Origin of the sequence: Streptomyces sp. NBRC 110028 (assembly GCF_001417735.1) — a bacterium.
Lineage (GTDB): Bacteria > Actinomycetota > Actinomycetes > Streptomycetales > Streptomycetaceae > Streptomyces.
The window spans coordinates 478073-498610 of sequence record NZ_BBUZ01000022.1; the positions used below are offsets into that span (position 1 = coordinate 478073).

A 20538-nucleotide genomic window follows, 5' to 3' on the forward strand; every position below is an offset into this window, starting at 1 on the left:
TGCTCACCAGTGCTCGCCCGTGTTCGGCGGCGCTTGACAGCGTCAATTTATCTGACGGATAGTCAGAAAGCTTTCCGCGCGCCTGTACGACGCCGTCGAGCCCAGGGGAGACCGCTGCCCATGCACCTCGCCCCCACGCCCCGCCAGCGGCAGCTGCGCGAGGAACTACGTACGTACTTCCGCGAGCTGATCACTCCTGAGACCCGTGCGGCCTTGCCGGGCGACCCCGCAGGCCAACGGCGGCTGTTGCGGCGGATCGGTGCCGACGGGCTGCTCGGGCTCGGCTGGCCGGTCGAGTACGGCGGCCAAGGGCGTGGCCCCGACGAGCAGTTCGTGTTCTTCGACGAGGCCTACCGGGCGGGCGCACCGGTCTCCATGGTCACGCTCAACACGGTCGGTCCGACCCTGATGCGGTACGGCACTGAACAGCAGAAGCGATTCTTCCTGCCGCGCATCCTCAGCGGTGAGATCGTCTTCGCCATCGGCTATTCGGAACCGGAGGCCGGGACCGACCTCGCCTCGCTGCGCACGAAAGCCGTGCGCGAGGGAAGCGGGGACGAGGCGGACGTGCGCCGCGCCGCCGGATTCGGGGCCGAGCCCGGGACGGGCGCCGGGGCGTGGCGGATCGACGGGGCCAAGACCTTCACCAGCAACGCCCAGAACGCCGACTGGATCTGGCTCGCCTGCCGCACCGACCCGGCGGCGCCCAAGCACAAGGGCATCTCGATCATCCTGGTGCCGACCGACGCCCCCGGCTTCTCCTGGACGCCGATCGAGACGGTCGCGGGTCTGACCACGACCGCGACCTACTACGACGCGGTCCGCGTCCCGGCCGGTCATCTCGTCGGTGAGGAGAACGGCGGCTGGGGGCTGATCACCACCCAGCTCAACCACGAGCGGGTCGCGCTCGCCGCGATCGGCATGCAGGCCGAGGACTTCTACGAGGCCGTCCTCACCGATGCCCGTACCCCCGACCCGGACACCGGGGCCCGCCCCGCCGACCAGGACTGGGTACGGGCCCGGCTGGCGGAGGCGCACGCCCGGCTGGCGGCGACCCGGCTGCTCAACTGGCGGCTGGTCGGGGATGTGGGGGCGGGGACGCTGAGTCCGGGTGACGCGAGCGGCGTCAAGTTCACGGGAACCGAAAGCGCGGTGGCGGTGTATCACCTATGTCAGGAAATCGCGGGAGAGGCGGGGCTGATCCGGTCGGGGTCGCCGGGAGCGTTCGGGGACGACGGCGAGCTGGAGCGGATGAACAGGGCCGCGCAGATCAACACCTTTGGGGGCGGGGCGAGTGAGGTGCAGAGGGAGATCGTGGCGACGATGCGGCTCGGCATGCGCCGGGGGCGGCGATGACCGCTGAGCTGCGCGGGATGGATGGGCCGGGCGGGCCGGGCGGGCCGAACAGGCGGGAGGGTCCGGATGAGGTGTTCGGGCTGTACGAGAGGCTGAGGGCCTACGAGGGACGGGTGGCGGCGAGCGGTGGCGAGGGCAGGGACCCGGTCAACGAGCCCATGATCAGGCACTGGTGCGAGGCCATGGGCGACACCAATCCCGCCTATCCGGACATCGCACCGCCGACGATGCTCCAGGCGTGGACGATGGGCGGGCTCGGCGGGCACCCCGCCGGCTCGGCCCGGTCGGAGGCGTACGACGAGCTGCTGGTCCTGCTCGACGAGGCGGGCTGCACCTCGGTCGTCGCCACGGACTGCGAGCAGGAGTATCTGCGGCCGCTGCGCCCGGGAGACCGGATCACCTTCGACGCGGTGATCGAGTCGGTGTCACCGCGCAAGACCACCAAGCTGGGCACAGGCCACTTCGTCACCACCAGGATGGACGTCCGGGCAGGCGGCGAGCTGGCCGGTACGCATCGCTTCCGCATCCTCAAGTACGCACCGGTGCGGCAGGAACCGGAACAGAAACGGAAACCGGAGCAGAAACCGGAGCAGAAACCGGAGCGGAGCCGGGAGGCGAGGCGCCCGCGTCCCGTCATCAACCGGGACAACGCGGGGTTTTGGGAGGGAGTCGCCGCACACAAGCTGCTCATCCAGCGCTGCACCGGCTGCGGCACCCTCCGCTTCCCCTGGCTGCCGGGGTGCGGCGGCTGCGGTTCGCCGGAGTGGGACACGGTCGCGGCCTCCGGCGCGGGCACGGTGTTCAGCTATGTGGTCATGCACCATCCGCCCTTCCCCGCCTTCGACCCGCCGTATGCCGTGGGCCTGATCGAGCTGGCCGAGGGCGTCCGCATCGTCAGCGACATCACGGGAGTGCCGTACGACAAGGTGCGCATCGGGATGCCCGTCGAGCTGGAGTTCCTGCGGGCCGACGATGAGCTGGAGCTGCCCGTCTTCCGAGGGGTGGTGGCCTGATGGACTTCACACCCAGCGCGGAGCAGCAGGCCGCCCGGGACCTGGCGGCGCAGATCTTCGGCGATCTGTCCACCCACGAGCGGCTGTCGGCCCTCGGCACCGATGTCGACGGCGAGCTGTGGAAGGCGCTCTGCGCGGCGGGGCTGCCCGCCGCCGTGGAGGAGGTCGGTCTGCTCGGGCTGGTGCTGCTGCTGGAGGAGCAGGGCCGGGTCACCGCCCAAGTGCCGCTCGCGGCGAGCTGTGCGTACGGCCTGCTGCCGGTGGCCGTCCACGGCACGGCGGAGCAGCGCGAGCGGCTGCTGCCCGCCCTGCGGGACGGTTCGGCGGTGGCGACGGCCGCATACCGGCCCGGCTCCCGACTGGCCGGCTCCCGCCCGGCTGGCTCCCGTCCGGCGGCCTCGGCCCGCCGGACCGCCGCGGGCTGGGCGCTGACCGGCACGTTCCCGGTGGTCCCCTGGCTGCGGGCCGCGACCCATGTGCTGGTCCCGGCGCTCACGGAGGAGGGGCGCACGCGCTGCTTCCTGATCGAGACCCAGACGGCCCCTGCCTCGGCCATCCCTGCCTCGGCCACCCCTGCCTCGGCCACCCCTGCTCCCTCTGTCCCGACCGCCTCACCCCTCCGGATCGAACCCGTGGAGACCACCGCGCCCTGGGCGGCGGGGCGGCTCACGCTCCACGACGCACCCGCCGAGCCGCTCGGCGGCGACGGCGTCTGGGCCGACGTGCTCGGCAGGGCCCGTACCGCCTTCGCCGGGTTGCAGGCTGGCGTCTGCCGGGGATCGGTCGCGCGGGTGGTTCACCACACCTCTGTCCGAGAGCAGTTCGGGCGCCCGCTCTCCGCCCAGCAGGGCGTGCTGCTGCGCGCGGCGGATGCCCATATGGACACCGAGGCGATCAGCGTGACCGCCTACGAGGCGGCCTGGCGCTACGACCAGCAGCTGCCCGCGGCCACCCATGCGCTCACCACCGCCTGGTGGGCCTGTGAGGCGGGCAGGCGGGTCGTCCACGCGGGACAGCATCTGCATGGCGGAATCGGCGCCGATGTGGAGCATCCGGTGCACCGGCACTTCCTGTGGGGGCGGCAGTTGGACGGGTATCTGGGCCCGGCCCCCGCCCTGCTGGCCGAGCTGGGCTCCCTGCTCACGGAGGAGAGGGTCGTATGACGGTCACGGTCCGCACGGGCGAGGCGCTGCCCCCGCTGCGTATCCCGATCACCCGGACGCTGATCGTCTCCGGCGCTCTCGCCTCCCGGGACTACCAGGATGTGCACCATGATGCCGAGGCGGCCAGGGAGAAGGGCTCTCCGGACATCTTCATGAACATCCTGACCACCAATGGCCTGGTCGGGCGGTATATCACCGACCACTTCGGGCCGCGGTCCCGTCTCCGGAAGGTCGCCATCCGGCTCGGCGCCCCCAACTATCCCGGGGACGAGATGGTGTTGACCGGAGAAGTCACCTCGGTTGCCGACGGCACGGCGGAGGTCGCGGTGCTCGGGAAGAACGCCATTGGCCGCCATGTGACCGGCACGGTCACGGTCGAGCTGCCCACCGGCTCCCCACCAGGACAGGGCTCGCCTTCAGATCCCGGCTCCCCACCAGAACCCGGCTCCCCACCAGGGCAGGGCTCCCCACCAGGGCAGGGCTCGCCGCCGGGACAGGGCTCGCCGCCGGGACAGGGCTCGCCTTCAGAGCCCGGCTCGCCTCCGGGACCCGGCTCCCCGGCGGGAGACGCCCGATGAGCGCCCGTCGTCCGGACCGGCTCGGGGGGCGGGCCGCCGTCGTGGGCATCGGCGCCACCGAGTTCTCCAAGGACTCCGGCCGCAGCGAGCTGAAGCTCGCGACCGAGGCCGTCCGGGCGGCGCTCGACGATGCGGGGATCGCCCCGGCCGAGGTCGACGGGCTGGTCACCTTCACCATGGACACCAGCCCCGAGATCACCGTGGCGCAGGCCTGCGGCATCGGTGAGCTGACGTTCTTCTCACGGGTGCACTACGGCGGGGGCGCCGCCTGTGCCACCGTGCAGCAGGCCGCGCTCGCCGTCGCCACCGGGGTCGCGGAGGTCGTCGTCTGCTACCGCGCGTTCAACGAGCGCTCCGGACGCCGCTTCGGTTCCGGGGTGCAGCACCGCGAGCCGTCGGCCGAGGGGGCGGCGCTCGGCTGGTCGCTGCCCTTCGGCCTGCTGACCCCGGCCTCCTGGGTCGCCATGGCCGCGCAGCGCTATCTGCACACCTACGGTCTGACGCCCGAGGCCTTCGGCCAGGTGGCCGTGGTCGACCGCCGCCATGCCGCCACCAACCCGGCCGCGTATTTCCACGGCAAGCCGATCACCCTGGCCGACCACGCCGCATCCCGCTGGATCGTGGAGCCGCTGCGGCTGCTCGACTGCTGTCAGGAGACGGACGGCGGCCAGGCGATCGTGGTCACCAGCGTCGAGCGGGCCCGTGACCTCCCGCGCCCACCCGTCGTGATCACGGCGGCGGCGCAGGGCTCGGGCCGGGCGCAGGAGCAGATGACGAGCTTCTACCGGGACGACCTCTCGGGGCTGCCGGAGATGGGCGTGGTCGCGCGTCAGCTGTGGAGCGGCAGCGGGCTGGCCCCAGCCGACATCGATGTGGCCATCCTCTATGACCACTTCACGCCGTTCGTACTGATGCAGATGGAGGAGTTCGGTTTCTGTGAGCGGGGCGAGGCGGCCGGCTACGTCGCCGAGGGCGCGCTGCCGCTCAACACCCACGGCGGTCAGCTCGGCGAGGCGTATCTGCACGGGATGAACGGGATAGCGGAGGCCGTCCGCCAGATACGCGGCACCTCCGTCAACCAGGTTCCGCATGCCTCCCGCGCCCTGGTCACCGCGGGCACCGGGGTACCGACATCCGGGCTCCTCCTCGGCGCAGACGGCTGAACCACGCGCGTGTCTGCGGCACCGGCCGTCCGGTATCCACCTTGACTCGTCATATGAACCGAAGAAAGAAGAGCAGATGGATGTTCATGGGCTGGGCCGTCAGTCTGATCGCGGTGCTGGCCACCTCGATCACCGGCCCCGCTCCCGCCTCGGCGGAAGCACTCCCCGACCCCCGGCCCCTGGGGGCCAAGGTCTTCCAGGGCTGGGGCTTCGACACCTGCCACGCCCCCTCGCTCGCCGCCTTGCGCGCGTGGAACGTCTCCCGGTACCGCGCCGTCGGCGTCTACTACGCGGGTCGCGGCCGGGCCTGCCCCAGCCAGCCCAACCTCAGCGCCTCCTGGATGCGCGGCGTGAAGAGCATGGGGTGGCATGTGCTGCCCATCTTCGTGGGGTCCCAGTCCCCCTGCGTCCGCAACAAGAACAAGAAGCATGTCCCCATCGGCGGCACGCCCTGGTCGCAGGGGCGCACGGAGGGGAAGGACGCGGTGGCCCGCGCCAAGGCGCTGGCGATGAAGAAGCGCAGTGCGCTCTATCTGGACATGGAGGCGTACGACCAAGGGAAGGCGGGCTGCGCGGCCACCACGCTGTCTTTCATCCGCGGCTGGAACCGCGAGGTGCGGTCGCACGGCTTCTTCCCCGGCTTCTACAGCAGCGCCGAGTCCGGGGTGCGCCATCTGGAGAAGTCCCGGAAGGCGGGGATCCGTGACCTTCCCTCGGTCATGTGGTTCGCGCGCTGGAACGGGAAGGCGGCGCTGGCCGGTGAACCGGTCCTGGCCAAGAACGCCTGGCAGCCGCACCGCCGCATCCATCAGTACGTGGGAAATGTGAGCGAGAAGCACGGCGGCCGGACGATGCAGATCGACCGCAACAAGGTGGACGCGCCGGTCGCGATCATCAGCTGAGCGGTCGGCCACGCACCGGGGCGACCCTGTCCGGCACAACCCTGAGGGAAACCACCGCCCTCTCCATCCGCAGGAGGTGTTGTCGGCCCTCCCCCTACAACCTCAGGTTGATGCGGCTTCGGCACTTGTGGCCGATCCCCGATGAGCCGCTCGCTCCCTAGCGTTGGGGCATGACCACGACCGTGTGCACTGGGGCTTCCGCCGCCGCGTTCCCGTCGTTCACCTCGTACGTACGGGCTCGGGGGCCGATGCTGCTGCGCACCGCCCGCTCGCTGACGCCCAACGCCTGTGACGCCGAGGATCTGCTGCAGACCGCGCTGACCAAGACCTACATCGCGTGGGAGCGGATCGAGGACCACAAGGCGCTGGACGGCTATGTGCGCCGGGCGCTGGTCAACACGCGGACCTCCCAGTGGCGCAAGCGCAAGGTCGACGAGTTCGTATGCGAGGAGCTGCCCGAGCCGGACCCGGTCCCCGCCCCCGACCCCGCCGAGCAGCAGGTTCTGCGCGACATGATGTGGCGCGCGGTGATGCGGCTGCCGGACCGTCAGCGAGCCATGGTCGTCCTCAGGTATTACGAGGACCTGAGCGAGGCCCAGACGGCGGAGGTGCTCGGGGTGTCCGTCGGCACGGTGAAGAGCGCCGTCTCACGCGCCCTCGGCAAGCTCCGCGAGGACCCGGAGCTGAGCCGCGCGGCCTGACGCGAGTGCTCCGAGGGCGAAAGAGCGCAGGGAGCAGGGCCTGGGCCCCAGGCCGAGGCTGAGAGGGCTGCAGGGCGGAGTGGTCCTCCGAGGCGAGCGGGGTAGTGACATACCGGCCGGTCGCTTGCACAATCGGCGGACTACCCGCGCGTAACCGTAAAACCTGGAGGCCACGGTGCTCAGCACGATGCAGGACGTACCGCTGACCGTGACCCGCATCCTCGAACATGGGGCGCTCGCCCACGGCAAGGCCCAGGTGGTCACCTGGACCGGCGGCGGTGAGCCGCAGCGCCGCACCTTCCACGAAGTGGGCCTGCGCGCCACCCGGCTGGCGAACGCGCTGCGCGACGAGCTGGGTGTCGAACAGGGCCAGACGGTCGGCACGCTTCTTTGGAACAACTGCGAGCATCTGGAGGCCTATCTCGCGGTCCCCTCCATGGGCGCCGTGCTGCACACCCTCAATCTCCGGATGCCCACCGGGCAGCTGACCTGGATCATCAACCACGCCGCCGACCGCGTCATCGTGGTGAACGGTTCGCTGCTGCCGCTCCTCGCCCCGCTGCTGCCCGAGCTGCGTTCCGTGCAGCACATCGTCGTCGCCGGGCCGGGCGACCGTTCCGTCCTGGACGGGTGCCGGGCCAGTGTCCACGACTACGAGGAACTGATCGAGGGCCGCCCCGAGCGCCATCCCTGGCCGGTGACCGACGAGCGCCAGGCCGCCGCCCTGTGCTACACCTCCGGAACGACCGGCGACCCGAAGGGCGTGGCCTACAGCCACCGCTCCATCTACCTGCACTCGATGCAGGTCAACAGCGCCGAGGCATTCGGCATGTCCGCGAAGGACACCCTGCTGCCCGTGGTGCCGATGTTCCACGCGAACGCATGGGGCACCCCGCACGCCGCGTTCATGGCGGGCGCCTCGATGGTGATGCCGGACCGCTTCCTGCAGCCCGCGCCGCTCGCCGACATGATCGAGGCCGCCCGGCCCACCCTCGCCGCCGCCGTTCCCACCATCTGGCAGGGACTGCTCGCCGAACTGAGCACCACGCCACGGGACGTCTCCAGCCTCGCCCATGTCTACATCGGCGGATCGGCCTGCCCGCCGTCCCTGATGAGGGCGTTCGAGGAGCGGCACGGCATCCGTGTCGTGCACGCGTGGGGCATGACGGAGCTGTCGCCGCTCGGGTCCATGGCCCATCCGCCCGCCGGTCTCACGGCGGAGGAGGAATGGCCGTACCGAGTGACGCAGGGCCGGTTCCCGGCCTCGGTGGAGTACCGGCTGATCGCGCCCGACGGCGCGGTCGTGCCCGCGGACGGGGTCGCGGTCGGCGAACTGGAGGTGCGCGGACCGTGGATCGCGGACGCGTACTACGGAGGGGCGACGGGCGAGCCCATGCGGCCGGAGGACAAGTTCACCGAGGACGGCTGGCTCAAGACCGGCGACGTCGGCACGATCTCCCCGGACGGCTACCTGACCCTGACCGACCGGGCGAAGGACGTCATCAAGTCGGGCGGCGAGTGGATCTCGTCGGTCGAGCTGGAGAACCACCTGATGGGCCATCCGGAGGTCGCCGAGGCGGCGGTGGTGGCGGTGCCCGACGAGAAGTGGGACGAGCGCCCGCTCGCCACGGTGGTGCTCAAGGAGGGCGCCACCGTGGACTACGCGGGGTTGCGCGAGTTCCTCGCCGGGCGTGTCGCGCGCTGGCAGCTGCCGGAGCGCTGGGCCCTGATCCCGGAGGTGCCGAAGACGAGTGTGGGGAAGTTCGACAAGAAGGTCATCCGGAAGCGGTACGCGGACGGCGAGCTGGAGGTGACCACGCTCGACTGACGCCGCTGGGCCGAGGCGCTCCGGCTGGGGCCGTTTCCCCCCAGCCGTAGCCGTACCCGTAGCCGCATCCGGTTCCTCAGTTGGTGCCGATCTTCGCCAGCAGGTCGACGATCCGGGCCTGCACCTCCGCGCTCGTCGAGCGCTCCGCGAGGAACAGCACCGTCTCGCCCGAACTGAGCCGCGACAGGTTCGCCGGGTCGATGTCCGCGGAGGTGTAGACGACCAGCGGGGTGCGGTTGAGCAGCCCGTTGCCGCGCAGCCAGTCGACGATCCCGGCCCGGCGGCGGCGTACCTGCATCAGGTCCATCACCACCAGGTTCGGGCGCATGCGCCCCGCGAGCGCCACCGCGTCCGCGTCCGTCGCGGCCCGGGCGACCTGCATGCCGCGCCGCTCCAGGGCCGCCGTCAGCGCCGCCGCGATCGGTTCGTGCTCCTCGATCAGCAGGACGCGCGGCGGATGCTGTTCGCTGTCGCGCGGGGCGAGCGCCTTGAACAGGACGGCCGGGTCGGCACCGTACGCCGCCTCCCGCGTCGCCTGGCCGAGCCCCGCCGTCACCAGCACCGGCACCTCGGCGGCGACCGCCGCCGTCCTCAGCGACTGCAGCGCCGTCCGGGTGATCGGCCCGGTCAGCGGGTCGACGAACAGCGCCGCCGGATACGCGGCGATCTGCGCGTCCACCTCTTCCCGGGAGTTGACGATCACCGGGCGGTAGCCGCGGTCGCTCAGCGCCTGCTGCGTGGACATGTCCGGCGCGGGCCACACCAGGAGGCGGCGCGGGTTGTCCAGCGGCTCCGGGGGCAGCTCGTCGTCGGGCGGCGGGGTGCGGTCGTCGACGATCTCGATGGCCCCATTGGGCCCGTCCAGCGGCTCCGGCCCCTCCGCTCCCTCGTCCGGCGCGCCGATCGCGAAGGCGCGCCCCGAACTCTGCGGCGAGGCCGGGCGGGGCGGCTGCGGCCCCGGGCCGGGCTGGGCGCGCGGCTGCGCTCCGGGCGGGGGCCCCGCCTGGCCGGGGGCCTGCGCCGGGGCCTGCGGGTGGGCGCGGTTGGCAGCGGGTTCCAGGTCCGCCGAGGTGTTCTGCCCTGCCATATCGGGCCGGGCGGCCAGCTTGCGCCGCCTGCCCGACCCCGCGGTGGCCGTACCACCGGAGGGCGTCTGGGGCTGCTGTGGCTGGGGAGTGCGCTGGTGTTCGCTGACCTGCTGCGCGAACGGCACCCCCTGGCCCAGCGTGCGCACGCTGAACGCGCGCCCCTGGGTGGTGTCCGCGCCGTGCGGGGCGCCGTGCGGGGCGCTTTGGGGGGCGCCCTGGGGTGCCTGCGGCGCGTTCTGATGCGGATTCTGGTGTGGGTTGTGGGGCGCGCCCTGGGGCGGCACGCTGCGCGGCACCTCGGGGGGCAACTGCTGTGCGGGGGGCTGCGCACCGGGCGCGGGCTCCGGCTGCTCCTCGGAGAGGGGGCGCCGGGCGCGGCGGCGCCCGGTGGGCTGGGCCGCCTGCTGGCCGCCGAGGGAGTCCTGCAGTGCCTCTCCCCAGGCAGCCTGCTGCTGCTCGGGGGCGCGGGCGACGGGGAGCGCGGGCATGGCCGACTGACCCGCACCGGGGCCCGCACCGGGGCCCGCACCGGGGCCCGCACCGGGGCCCGCACCGGGACCCGCACCGGGACCCGCACCGGGGCCCGTTCCGGCGCCCGGCCCGGCCGTGCCCGGACGCGGGGGCTGCGGTCCGCCCTGTCCCTGGTACTGGCCCTGCTGGGCCGGTGCCTGCTGACCCTGCTGCGGGGCCTGACCAGGACCGGACGGCCAGCTTCCGTTGCGCGCGGTGCCGCCCGGGGGCACGGGCTCGCCCCGTACGGCCAGGCCACCACCCTGCGGTCGGCCCTGCGCCTGCGGCTGTGGAGCGCCGACGCGCGGATCCCGGCCACCGTGCTGCGCGGGGACCAGCCCGGCGGGCCCCGCCGGGCCCAGCTCGGGCGGCAGCGCGCCGGGCTGGGCCCGGTCCGCCGCCGCGGGCGGCAGCGCGAACGGAGACCGTGCCGCACCCGCATCGCCCGCGGGCTGCGGCTGCGATGGGGGCTGCGGCTGTGCCTGGCGCTGCGGCTGTGCCTGGGGCTGCTCCGGCACCGGCCGGTTCGGCGTCTCGGACAGGGGCCGCCGGGCGCGGCGGCGCCCGGTGGGCTGGCCCGCCTGCTCTGCCTCGGCGGAGTCCTGGGGGGCTTCGCCCCAGGCGGGCTGTGGCTGCTCGGGGGTGCGGGCGGCGGTGAGCGCGGGCATGGCGGACGCGCCCGCACCGGCCGCGCCGGGGCCGTTCGCGTCGGCCGCCGCCGGGGGCAGCGCGAACGGGGAGCGGGCCCCTCCGCCCTGGCCACCCTGGCCGCCCTGCTGCGCCGGATACGGACCGTCGGCCTCCGGGGCCGGGGAGCCGCGCCGCCGGCCACCCGCGGCCGGGGGCTGCGGCTGAGCCGCCATGCCCTGGGGCGGTACGACGCCCATCGCGGCGGGACCGACCGGCTGCGGACCGTGCGGATCGTGCTGGCCGTCGGTACCGGCGCCGACCGCCGACGGGTCCTCGTCGGGGCGCGGGCGCGCCCGGCGCCGCCCGGTCGGCCGCGGCTGGTCCTGCTCGCCCGGCTGATTCTGGCGGCTCGGATCCGTACCCCCCGCTTCCGCGGGGAGCGCGACGGATACGGAACGGTTCTGCGCGCCGCTCGTGTCCGCTCCCGGTGCGCCCTGCGCATCACCGGAGCCGGGGGCGCCGTTCGGCTCGCCGTCCGCGCCGCCGCCCGAGGTCTCCGTGGCCGCGCCCGTTCCGCCGCCCGAGGTGCCCTGTCCCCGCGTACCGTGCGTACCGTCCGCGCCCCCGGATGCCCCCTGGGCGTCGGCCTTCGCGCGCTCCTGGTCCGCGGCCGCCGCCGAGATCGGCACCTCCAGGACGTAGGCGTGCCCGCCCATGCCCGGCATCTCGTGCGTCTGCAGCACACCACCGTGCCGGCGTACGATCCCGCGCACGATCGGCTCGTGCACCGGGTCGCCGCCCGCGTACGGCCCGCGGACCTCGATCCGTACGACGTTGCCGCGCTGCGCCGCCGCGACCACGATCGTCGAGTCCCCGGACACGCCGCCCCCGCCCGAGGCGGCCTTGCCGGTCGAGTCGACCCCGGCCACGTCGGCGATCAGATGGGCCAGCGCCTGGGCCACCCGCTGCGGGTCCACTTCGGCCTCGATCGGCGGGGCGTGCACGGCGAACTGCGCGCGCCCCGGGCCGATCAGCTCGACCGCGCCCTCCACACCGGCCGCGACGACCTCGTCCATCGAGACGGCGCACCGGGCCAGCTCCTCGCCGTCCGCGTCGAGCCGCTGATAGCTGAGGACGTTGTCGACGAGCGTGGTCATCCGGGTGTACCCGGCGGCCAGGTGGTGCAGGATCTGGTTGGCCTCGGGCCACAGCTGCCCGGCCGGGTCGTCGGCCAGGACGCCCAGCTCGCCGCGCAGCTCCTGGAGCGGACCGCGCAGCGACTGGTCGAGCACCGCGAGCAGCTGGCTGTTGCGGGCGGCGAGGGCGTCCAGCCGCTCCGCGTACGTCTGCCGTTCCCGGTCGAGCCGGCCCTGCAGCTCCTCCATCGCCTTGGCGTGCTCGTCGCGAAGCTCTTCCAGCTCCTTGCCGTGCCGCGCCGCGAGGCTCTCCAACTCCTCGGCGTGCGTCGAGACGAGGGCTTCCTCGGCGCGCCGGTCGGTGAAGGCCATGACGGCGCCGACGAGTTGCTCGCCGTCCCGTACGGGCGCGGTCGTCAGGTCGACCGGCACCGCGCTCCCGTCCTTGGCCCACAGCACCTGGCCGCGCACCCGGTGCTTGCGGCCGGAGCGCAGGGTGTCGGCGAGCGGGGACTCCTCGTACGGGAAAGGGGAACCATCCGCGCGCGAGTGGTGTACAAGAGAGTGAAGTTCCTGACCGCCCAGGTCACTGGCCCGGAAGCCGAGGATCTGCGCCGCGGACGGGTTGACGAGGACCACCTTGCCCTCGGTGTCCACGCCGACCACGCCCTCCGCCGCCGCGCGCAGAATCATCTCGGTTTGGCGCTGCTGGCGGGCGAGTTCGGCCTCGGTGTCGAGCGTCCCGGTCAGGTCCCGCACGATGAGCATCAGCAGCTCGTCGCCGGTATAGCTGTACTGGTCGGCGTACGGAGTCCGCCCGTCCTCCACGTTCGCGCTGGTCACCTCCACGGGGAACTGGGCCCCGTCGGTGCGCCGCGCGATCATCCGGGTCGGTTTGGTGCTGATGATCCGTTCCGAGTCCCCGGGCCTGCGCATCGACCCGGGGATCCGATTGGGATCGAAGGAGGGGAGAAGATCGAGCAGACCACGACCCACGAGTGCGGTGCCCGGAGCCTCGAAGGACTCCAGCGCGATGTGGTTGGCGTTGACGATCGTGCCGTTGCAGTTGACCAACAGCAGCGCGTCGGGAAGGGCGTCGAGTATCGCTGCGAGGCGAGCAGCGCCTCGGGATGGCCTGCTGCTCACGACGACGCTTCCTCCCTGGCTTACCGCACCTTGCTGACACCCGCGGTGTGTGCCGCCCGTCCGTGGAGTGTCTCAGGGGAGTCTACGGGCACCAAGGGTGGGCGCGGCGGTAGATGAGAGGGAGGTCGCAGCAGGACGTGCACGTCTCGGCGCACGCCCGGACAAACCTCTCGGGTCCCTCCGTCGCCCACTCCCGGCCCAATCCCCAGGTCAGCTCCCAGGAAGACGCAAAACGATCGAGAAACGGTTCCAGCGGGCGATTTCGCACCCGTTCGTTCGCGTGAAGCGAGCATTCACGGGACGGCCCGCCCAGCGTCCCCTCACCGTCGCCATGGCCTCCCCGCCGTACTGGCCCGTGCACATGGCCCCGGGCGGTACCGGCGCGAACGGATCCCGCCCCCACTCGGTTTGCCCGTCCAGCTGACGGCAGGCGGCCCGCGCCCGTGGATGCGTACCGCCGGTGGGGTGGCACGCCAGTACGTACCGCACGGCGTCGAGGTGCCGGCCCGTCTCGCTCACCCTGATGACGAGACGGTCGGAGCTCTCCCCGTCGTACGACATCGGCAGCGGCAGCGGCGTGGCCCCCGCGGGGCTCAGCGCGGCCACGGTGGCGGCGACGGCGGCGGCGGTGGTGACGGCGAGGCGATGCAGCAGGGGCATGGGAGTACTCCTGGTGTGATCAGAGCCGGGGCGCGCTGCCCCTGCCCCTGCTAACGCGCCCCCGCCGCGCGCGTTGCGCCGCCATCCGGGCATTGTGCCCCTAAGCGCTTTGCGGTCCTGCCCGCCTGCCGAGTACCGTAGGCCGCGATTGGTGACATCCCGCTGGGCTGTGACATCATCTGCACACACCACATCGCGCTCGCGTGAGCCGACACGGTGTGCTGGAGGCTTCGCCTAGTCTGGTCTATGGCGCCGCACTGCTAATGCGGTTTGGGCCCTAAAGCCCATCGAGGGTTCAAATCCCTCAGCCTCCGCTTCTTGAGAGCCCCGGTCGATCACGGCCGGGGCTCTTCCGTGTACCCCCTCCGAGTGACGAACCGCTTCCGCAGCGTCATCCGGTCGGAGCGCTCCACGCCGTCCCGCGCGTGCCTTCTCCCCTGTCGCCCAGACGGGCGTCACCGACCTCAAAACAGGCATCTGCCCAGGTCAGAGGGGGTGAGGGAAGCGGATTTCGCGTGACGGCGCAGGTCATGTAATGTTGTCCCCGCAACGCCGACCGGCAAGAAAAACCGCCGGGAAGCCAAGCGCTCGTAGCTTAACGGATAGAGCACTTGACTACGGATCAAGAGGTTGCAGGTTCGAATCCTGCCGAGCGCGCAGCAGCTCAGAGGCCCCTTCCAGAGATGGAAGGGGCCTCTTGCGTTGGCTGGTGCCGCGCGTGTCGAGCAGACGGTGACCAGGGCGCCGCCGGTGCCGTCATCATCGTCCGGGCCTCAAGTCGTGCCGAGGACGTCCATGGCCATTCGAGCGTCGGCTCCCTGCTCGTAGAGCAGGGGCGCGCAGGCGTGCCGGAGGTCATGGAAGCGGCGACGAGATCGCTGCCGCTGCCTTCCGCTTGTCGCCAGCCCAGCTCCGCGCTGCCGGCCACGATGGGCTTGGAGCGCCGTCACGATCACCCTTCTGGCGCGGTGGGGCGAAACAGTGACAGGAAACCGCCGAGCAGAGCGAACGCGGCGAAGAACAACTCTGTTTCCACCTTGTCGGCGCTGCTCTCGGCCAGCTGAGTGTTGAGCAAGATCCACGTCGCCCATCCCATGATCACCAGCAGGTGATTGTCTCGCTCCCTCAGCAGCCGCATCCCTGCCCACAGCAGCAACGGCACCAGCGTCACCAAAGCGACTGTGGCCAGCGCGCCTTCGATGAACCCTGCGCCGATGCCTCCATCCGGATCGGCCTGCTGCGCTTCCCACTCCCACTGCTCGGCGGACTTCCAGGCCCTGTACGTCGTATGGGCTGCCGCTGCCGAGACGCCGACGCCCTTCAACCAACGGCATAACCTGCTGCTCAACATGGCCTCACCTTGCACAGCACAGCACAGCACTCGCACGCCTGAGTACCCATACTCAAAATGGGCCGGAAGGTGCGCGGACGTGGCCTTTGGTCTTTGTTCACCAGTTTCCGCCGACAGAGCCAGCGCCTTGGACGATCAGCGCTGTTGGCCGGGTCGGAACTGCATCACCTGCGCGCGCAGCGTGGGCTGCGCGCACGCTGTTTCGGGGAGATGGGAAGGGCACTCATTGCTGACGCCGCCTCAAGCGGAGCAGTGGGGTTGGCCGCCAAGGCTGGTGGGGGCCGCCGTGCCCGAGAGGTACCGGTCGAGCATCTCGCGGCGCTGGGCGATCTGCTGCTCCTGGCGGGCGAGTTCGTCGCGGATCTGCCGGACGCGGGCCAGGAGTTGTGTGCACTCGCCTGCGGGCGGTGTCGGCGCGGTGCAGGGAAGGATGTCCCGGATGATCTGGGAGGGCAGTCCCGCGCGGAAGAGGTCCTGGATGAAGGCGACCTGGCGTACGGCTTCCTCACCGTAGTCCCGGTATCCGTTGGAGCGGCGGTTGCTGGAGAGCAGCCCTTGGTCCTCGTAGTACCGGAGTGAACGGGTGCTGGCCCCGGTGGCCCTGCTGAGTTCTCCGATGCTCACGCCGTCTCCTCCACAGAGCCAGACTTGACCTTGACATCAATGTCAAAGTTTAGCGTTCCGGGCATGAAGACGAAGGAAGAGCCGAGGCGGCGAACCGCGGTCGTGACCGGCGCCGCGACAGGCATCGGGGCGGCCATCACCGAGCGGCTGGCCGGGCAGGGCATGCACCTGGTCCTGGTCGCACGGGACAGCGCGCGTCTGGAGGCGGCGGCCGAGCGGCTGCGTGCCGAGCATGGGGTCAATGTGTCGACGCTCGCTCTGGACCTTTCGCACCAGGGTGCTCCTTCCCGGCTGGCCGAGTGGCTGGAGGATGCGGGAACCGAGGTCGACGTGCTGGTCAACAATGCCGGCGTCAGCGTGCTGGGGCCGGTCGCCGGCAGCGATCCCGCGCGGGTGCGGGGCCTGGTCGACCTCAACGTCGGCGCGGTGGCGGAGTTGACGGCGCTCTTGCTGCCCGCCATGGTCGCGCGGGGGAGGGGGGCGATCGTCAACATCGCGGGCACCGGTGCGTACGCGCCCGCTCCGTATCTGGCCGCCTACGCGGCCTCGAAGGCGTTCGTGCTGTCCTTCACTCAGGCGGTGTGGGCCGAGACGAGGAGGACGGGGGTGCGGGTCGTGGCGGTCAGCCCCGGTCCCACCGAGACTCCGATGAACACACGGCGCATGCCGGGCAAGCGCAGGCCCGATGCCGTCGCGGACACTGTGATGTCCGCCTTGCGCGGCCGGGGCCCGGCAGTCGTCGACGGCGGTCTCAACACGTTCCAGACCTTCGTCTTCGGCCGCCTGCTGCCCCCGTCAGCGGCTGCCCGGATCGCCGGGCGAACCCTGCGCAAGGCGGCGCTCGGGAAATGAGGTTCCGCGCCCCACCGGCCGGTGGATGTGCTCGGTGCGGGCCTTGCTGATGGCCACTGGCGCTCCTCCGGGCGAGCCGGCTGCGGAGCGGGCGCCGTTCTGTTCCGTCCGTGCGGATTCCGATGGTGTGGCCGCCGCCGCTGTCGTACGACCGGACTCGGGCGGAATCCGCCCGGCCGCGGCCCGGTTCGACGCTGCGGCGTTCGCTGGTCCGGCGGTATCCGCTGGTGTATCGAGCGCGGCCCCCGGAGGGGGCGTGAAGGTGACGTCGGCGGCCTGCGCGATGATCTCGATCTCGTCGCCCAGCGCCCATTCGGCGACGCGCGACACCATCGGCGCCGGGACGGGGTCGCTGATGCCCGCTGCCGCGGGGATGTCGTACGTCGCGTGGGCGTCGTGGGGCATGACCACCCGGTAGTCCAGCTCCAGGGCGGTGCGCGCCGTCGCGCTGACGCACATCTCGGACATCACCCCGCACACGGCCAGGGCCCGTACGCCCCGCTCGGCGAGCAGGTCGCCCAGGGGCGTTTCGTGGAAGCCGTCGTCCTCCGTTTTGCGGATCACGACCTCCCGGTGGCCTTCGTGGACCGGCAGGTGCAGTTCCCAGCCCGGTGTCTTGGGCTCGTCGGGCGCGCCCGTGGGGCCGTCGTTCTGGAGGTGGACGATCAGCGAGCGACCGGTGCGTGCCCTGGCGATCAGGTCGGTGGTCCGGTCGAGGAGGCGGGGTGCGTCGGGAACCGCGTCGGGGCCCGTGACGAAGGCCGACTGGACGTCGACCACGATCAGGGCCTGCACGGGGGGCACGGGGGCGGTCATGCGGTGATTGTTCCGGACTCCCCCGCGGCCGTGGCGGGGCCGGGGCATTAGCGATGCGTTAGTGATGTGCCACTCGGGTGTTAACACAGCACTAGCGCGGATCGGCAGGGTTGTTGATGCGAGAGACGCTCGTAACCGCAAGGGGGTTCCCGTGTCGCACATCACGCTCACCAGCCGGGGCAAGGTCGTCGTCGCCACGATGGCGGCGGTGGCGGCCATGGGAGTGACGGCCTGTCAGGGCAACGAGCCCGAGCCCGAGGGGAAGGCGCCCGCGTCCGCCGCCTCACGAAACGGCGACGCGGCGAAGGGTTCGGCGACGGGTGCGGCGGCGGCCGGTGAGGAGATCGGGTCGAAGGCCGGGAGCGCCGGCGGCGGGCGGTGTGAGTCCTCGTCGATGAGCCTGCGCGTGGGGAACGCCGACATCGGGGCGGGCAACATCCGGTATGCGCTGGTGTTCACCAACAAGGGCAGGAGCGCCTGCACGCTGAACGGATTCCCCGGGGTGTCGCTGCTCGCCAGGGACGGGCAGACGATCGGGAAGGCCGCCGTGCGCGAGGGGGCCCAGGGGAAGCCCGTCACGGTGGCCGCCGGGGGAAGCGCGCACGCCGTGCTGCACACGATCAACGACGGCCTCTCGGACAAGCCGTGCTGGAAGAGCGCCTCCCTGGTGAAGGCCTACCCGCCCGGTTCGAAGGAGGCCATGACCGCGCGGGTCGCCTCGGGGCTGCGGGTGTGCGGGGACGAGTTCACCGTCACGGCTGTCGCTGCCGGGGCCGGTGCGTAGCCAGGGCCCCCGGGGCGTGGTGGGACCGCCGCTGGAGCGCCGCGAGGAACGGATTTCCCTCAGCGGGGGGAATGACGTAGTGTTGCATTCATCGACGCGGGGTGGAGCAGCTCGGTAGCTCGCTGGGCTCATAACCCAGAGGTCGCAGGTTCAAATCCTGTCCCCGCTACTTGAGACGAGGGCCCGGCACCAGATCTGGTGCCGGGCCCTCGTGCGTGCGCCGCGGTGCGCGATTCCGGCCGTCGTGCCGTGATCCGTATGACTGATGCTGCACCCGTCCGTCGCTTCTGGCAGGGGCTCGGGCTGCCCGGGATCATCGACGTGCACACGCACTTCATGCCGAAGAACGTCCTGGACAAGGTCTGGGCGTACTTCGCGCCGTCGAGCCGCTGGTCGGCATCGAGTGGCCCCTCACCTATCGGGAGGACGAGGACGAACGCCTCGCGCTCATACGGGGGTTCGGGGTGCGGGCCTTCACCTCGATGGTCTATCCGCACAAGCCCGGTATGGCGGCGTGGCTGAACGAGTGGGCGGCCGGGTTCGCCGCCCGTACGCCCGACTGTCTGCACACGGCGACCTTCTTCCCGGAGCCGGGCGTCGAGGAGTACGTGGGCGCGGCGCTGGACGGCGGGGCGCGGGTGGTCACGTCGCATGTGCAGGTGGGGGCGTACGACCCGGGCGACGCGCTGCTCGACCCGGTGTGGGGGATGCTCGCCGAGGCCGGGACGCCCATCGTCATCCACTGCGGTTCGGGACCGGCGCCCGGCAAGCACACCGGACCCGAACCGGTGGCCCGGCTGCTGGCCCGGCACCCCCGGCTGCGGCTGGTCGTCGCGCACATGGGACTGCCGGAGTACGCGGACTTCCTGGGGCTCGCGGAGCGGTACGAGGGGGTGCACCTGGACACGACGATGGCCTTCACCGACTTCTCCGAGGCCCACTGGCCCTTTCCGCCGGAGGAGCGGGGACGGCTCGGTGCGCTGGGCGACCGGGTGCTGTTCGGGAGCGACTTCCCCAACATCCCGTACGGGTACGGGCACGCCCTGGAGGCGCTGACCCGGCTGGACCAGGACGACGACTGGCTGCGGGGGGTCTGTCACGGGAACGCGGCGCGGCTGTTCGGCCTGTGACGCGCGTGAGCGGCCCCCCGCAGCGGCGCGTCAGCCGTTGCCGAGGGGGAGGGCTTCGGCCAGGGTGCGCCACTCCTGGTGGGGGAGGGTGGTGAACGGGGCGGTGTTCACCACCTGGACCGCCAGGTGGTCCGCTCCCGCCGCCAGGAACGTGTCGACGCGGTGCCGGATCGCTTCCGCGTCGCCCAGGGCGAAGACGCCCGACAGCAGGCGTTCGCTGCCGCCGTCCGCGAAGTCCTTCTCCTCGAAGCCCAGCCGCAGCAGGTTGTTGGTGTAGTTGGGCAGGGCCAGGTAGCGGGCCAGGTAGTCGCGGGCGATGGTGCGGGCGCGGTCGAGGTCCGGTTCGAGGACGACCTTGAGGTCCGGGGCGAGCAGCGCCTCGTCGCCCAGGATCTCCCGCGCCTGCGCCGTGAACTCCGGTGTGACCAGGTACGGATGGGCGCCGGCGGCGCGGTCGCGGGAGAGCTCGAGCATCTTCGGGCCGAGGGCGGCCAGGATCCGGCGGGACGCGGGGACCGGGGTCGGGGCGGCGTCCAGGGCCGCCAGGTACTCCCGCATCGCGGAGTAGGGGCGCGCGTACCGCTCACCGGCGAGCGCGCTGTGACTGACCCCGAGGCCCAGCACGAAGCGCCCGCCGTGGGCCGCGTCGATGGCGGCGTACCGCTCGGCCACGAACGCCGGGTCGTGGTCCCAGATGCTGAGGATGCCGGTCGCGACGGTGATCCGGCCGGTGGCCTCCAGGAGCGCCCCGGCCTGGTCCGGGCTGGGGCTGCCGCCGAGCCAGAGGGTGCCGTACCCCAGCTCCTCCAGCTCGGCCGCCGCCTCGCCGACCTGCTGTGCCGATAGGGAGTCCGTGACCCGCAGGGCCGCGGTCCAGATGCCGATCTTGCCGAGGGCGGGTTGAGTAGCCATATTCCTGCGAACCGGAGGGGGATTCCGCCTATTCCCGGGGCCGTCCCAAGGGCCATCCCGGGACCGGGGTCCGGGGCCAGGGTCGGCTCCGGGGCCGGGTTCGGGGCCGGGGCCAGGGGTCGGCTCCGGGGCCGGACCCGGAGCCGGGTTCGGGGCCGTTTCGGGGCCATAGGATTCTCAGGTTATTCACAGGTA

At 72.0% G+C, this 20538-nt stretch carries 14 protein-coding genes, 3 tRNA genes and 3 pseudogenes; 14 read left to right on the forward strand and 6 right to left on the reverse strand.

The window, feature by feature from the left end; translation table 11 throughout:
• Positions 1-120 precede the first annotated feature (120 nt).
• From ASC60_RS02270 to ASC60_RS02305, 8 genes and pseudogenes are all read left to right on the forward strand, one after another.
• Complete coding sequence (locus tag ASC60_RS02270) at positions 121-1356, forward strand: acyl-CoA dehydrogenase family protein (RefSeq protein ID WP_055546118.1); 1236 nt, start codon at positions 121-123, stop codon at positions 1354-1356.
• Complete coding sequence (locus ASC60_RS02275; RefSeq protein WP_234356744.1) at positions 1353-2369, forward strand: bifunctional MaoC family dehydratase N-terminal/OB-fold nucleic acid binding domain-containing protein; 1017 nt, start codon at positions 1353-1355, stop codon at positions 2367-2369. Before ASC60_RS02270 ends, ASC60_RS02275 begins: the two co-directional genes overlap by 4 nt.
• Positions 2369-3532 carry an acyl-CoA dehydrogenase family protein gene (locus tag ASC60_RS02280; RefSeq protein WP_055546122.1) on the forward strand — a complete coding sequence of 388 codons (1164 nt, stop codon included), beginning with the start codon at positions 2369-2371 and terminating at the stop codon, positions 3530-3532. The genes ASC60_RS02275 and ASC60_RS02280 overlap by 1 nt, the downstream gene beginning before the upstream one ends.
• A pseudogene (locus ASC60_RS02285) lies at positions 3529-3927 on the forward strand (MaoC family dehydratase); the annotation flags it as partial. The gene ASC60_RS02280 and the pseudogene ASC60_RS02285, both read left to right, overlap by 4 nt.
• Positions 3928-4106: 179 nt before the next feature.
• A complete protein-coding gene (locus ASC60_RS02290) occupies positions 4107-5273 on the forward strand; it encodes a lipid-transfer protein (protein ID WP_055546124.1) in 1167 nt (388 codons plus the stop codon).
• A 53-nt stretch (positions 5274-5326) separates the two neighbouring features.
• Entirely contained in the window at positions 5327-6175 is an 849-nt protein-coding gene (locus tag ASC60_RS02295; RefSeq protein ID WP_055546126.1) for a DUF1906 domain-containing protein, read from the forward strand.
• Positions 6176-6345: 170 nt separating this feature from the next.
• Positions 6346-6876: a SigE family RNA polymerase sigma factor gene (locus ASC60_RS02300; protein ID WP_055546128.1), complete on the forward strand. Its 531-nt coding sequence runs from the start codon at positions 6346-6348 to the stop codon at positions 6874-6876.
• A 175-nt stretch (positions 6877-7051) separates the two neighbouring features.
• Positions 7052-8704 (forward strand): long-chain fatty acid--CoA ligase, encoded by a 1653-nt coding sequence (locus tag ASC60_RS02305; RefSeq protein ID WP_055546130.1) that lies wholly within the window; start codon positions 7052-7054, stop codon positions 8702-8704.
• Between the two features lie 76 nt (positions 8705-8780).
• Here the strand turns inward: ASC60_RS02305 and ASC60_RS02310 are convergent, their stop codons facing one another.
• Positions 8781-13214, reverse strand: coding sequence for a PAS domain-containing protein (locus ASC60_RS02310; protein ID WP_055546132.1), 4434 nt, complete (start codon positions 13212-13214; stop codon positions 8781-8783).
• A 210-nt stretch (positions 13215-13424) separates the two neighbouring features.
• Positions 13425-13874, reverse strand: coding sequence for an SSI family serine proteinase inhibitor (locus tag ASC60_RS02315; protein WP_055546134.1), 450 nt, complete (start codon positions 13872-13874; stop codon positions 13425-13427).
• A 223-nt stretch (positions 13875-14097) separates the two neighbouring features.
• On the opposite strand from ASC60_RS02315, the gene ASC60_RS02320 reads away from it, so the two are divergent.
• Both ASC60_RS02320 and ASC60_RS02325 read left to right on the forward strand, forming a co-directional pair.
• Positions 14098-14188 (forward strand) — tRNA-Ser (locus tag ASC60_RS02320).
• A 270-nt stretch (positions 14189-14458) separates the two neighbouring features.
• Positions 14459-14531 (forward strand) — tRNA-Arg (locus ASC60_RS02325).
• Positions 14532-14826: 295 nt separating this feature from the next.
• On the opposite strand, the gene ASC60_RS02330 is transcribed toward ASC60_RS02325, so the two are convergent.
• Both ASC60_RS02330 and ASC60_RS02335 read right to left on the reverse strand, forming a co-directional pair.
• On the reverse strand, positions 14827-15225 hold the full coding sequence (locus ASC60_RS02330) for a hypothetical protein (protein WP_055546136.1): 399 nt from the start codon (positions 15223-15225) through the stop codon (positions 14827-14829).
• Positions 15226-15465: 240 nt separating this feature from the next.
• Positions 15466-15849: a MerR family transcriptional regulator gene (locus ASC60_RS02335; protein WP_055546138.1), complete on the reverse strand. Its 384-nt coding sequence runs from the start codon at positions 15847-15849 to the stop codon at positions 15466-15468.
• A gap of 63 nt (positions 15850-15912) precedes the next feature.
• Here ASC60_RS02335 and ASC60_RS02340 point away from each other — a divergent pair, with 63 nt between their 5' ends.
• Positions 15913-16701 carry an SDR family oxidoreductase gene (locus ASC60_RS02340; RefSeq protein WP_055546140.1) on the forward strand — a complete coding sequence of 263 codons (789 nt, stop codon included), beginning with the start codon at positions 15913-15915 and terminating at the stop codon, positions 16699-16701.
• A 258-nt stretch (positions 16702-16959) separates the two neighbouring features.
• Here the strand turns inward: ASC60_RS02340 and ASC60_RS02345 are convergent.
• A pseudogene (locus ASC60_RS02345) lies at positions 16960-17517 on the reverse strand (isochorismatase family protein); the annotation flags it as partial.
• A gap of 151 nt (positions 17518-17668) precedes the next feature.
• On the opposite strand from ASC60_RS02345, the gene ASC60_RS02350 reads away from it, so the two are divergent.
• The 3 genes and pseudogenes from ASC60_RS02350 to ASC60_RS02360 all read left to right on the forward strand — a co-directional run bounded on the left by ASC60_RS02350 (position 17669) and on the right by ASC60_RS02360 (position 19431).
• Positions 17669-18301 carry a DUF4232 domain-containing protein gene (locus ASC60_RS02350; protein WP_055546142.1) on the forward strand — a complete coding sequence of 211 codons (633 nt, stop codon included), beginning with the start codon at positions 17669-17671 and terminating at the stop codon, positions 18299-18301.
• 95 nt (positions 18302-18396) lie between these two features.
• Positions 18397-18470: transfer RNA gene (locus ASC60_RS02355), tRNA-Met, on the forward strand.
• A gap of 89 nt (positions 18471-18559) precedes the next feature.
• A pseudogene (locus tag ASC60_RS02360) lies at positions 18560-19431 on the forward strand (amidohydrolase family protein).
• A 30-nt stretch (positions 19432-19461) separates the two neighbouring features.
• Here the strand turns inward: ASC60_RS02360 and ASC60_RS02365 are convergent.
• Positions 19462-20343 (reverse strand): LLM class F420-dependent oxidoreductase, encoded by an 882-nt coding sequence (locus ASC60_RS02365; protein WP_055546144.1) that lies wholly within the window; start codon positions 20341-20343, stop codon positions 19462-19464.
• Between the last annotated feature and the right edge of the window lie 195 nt (positions 20344-20538).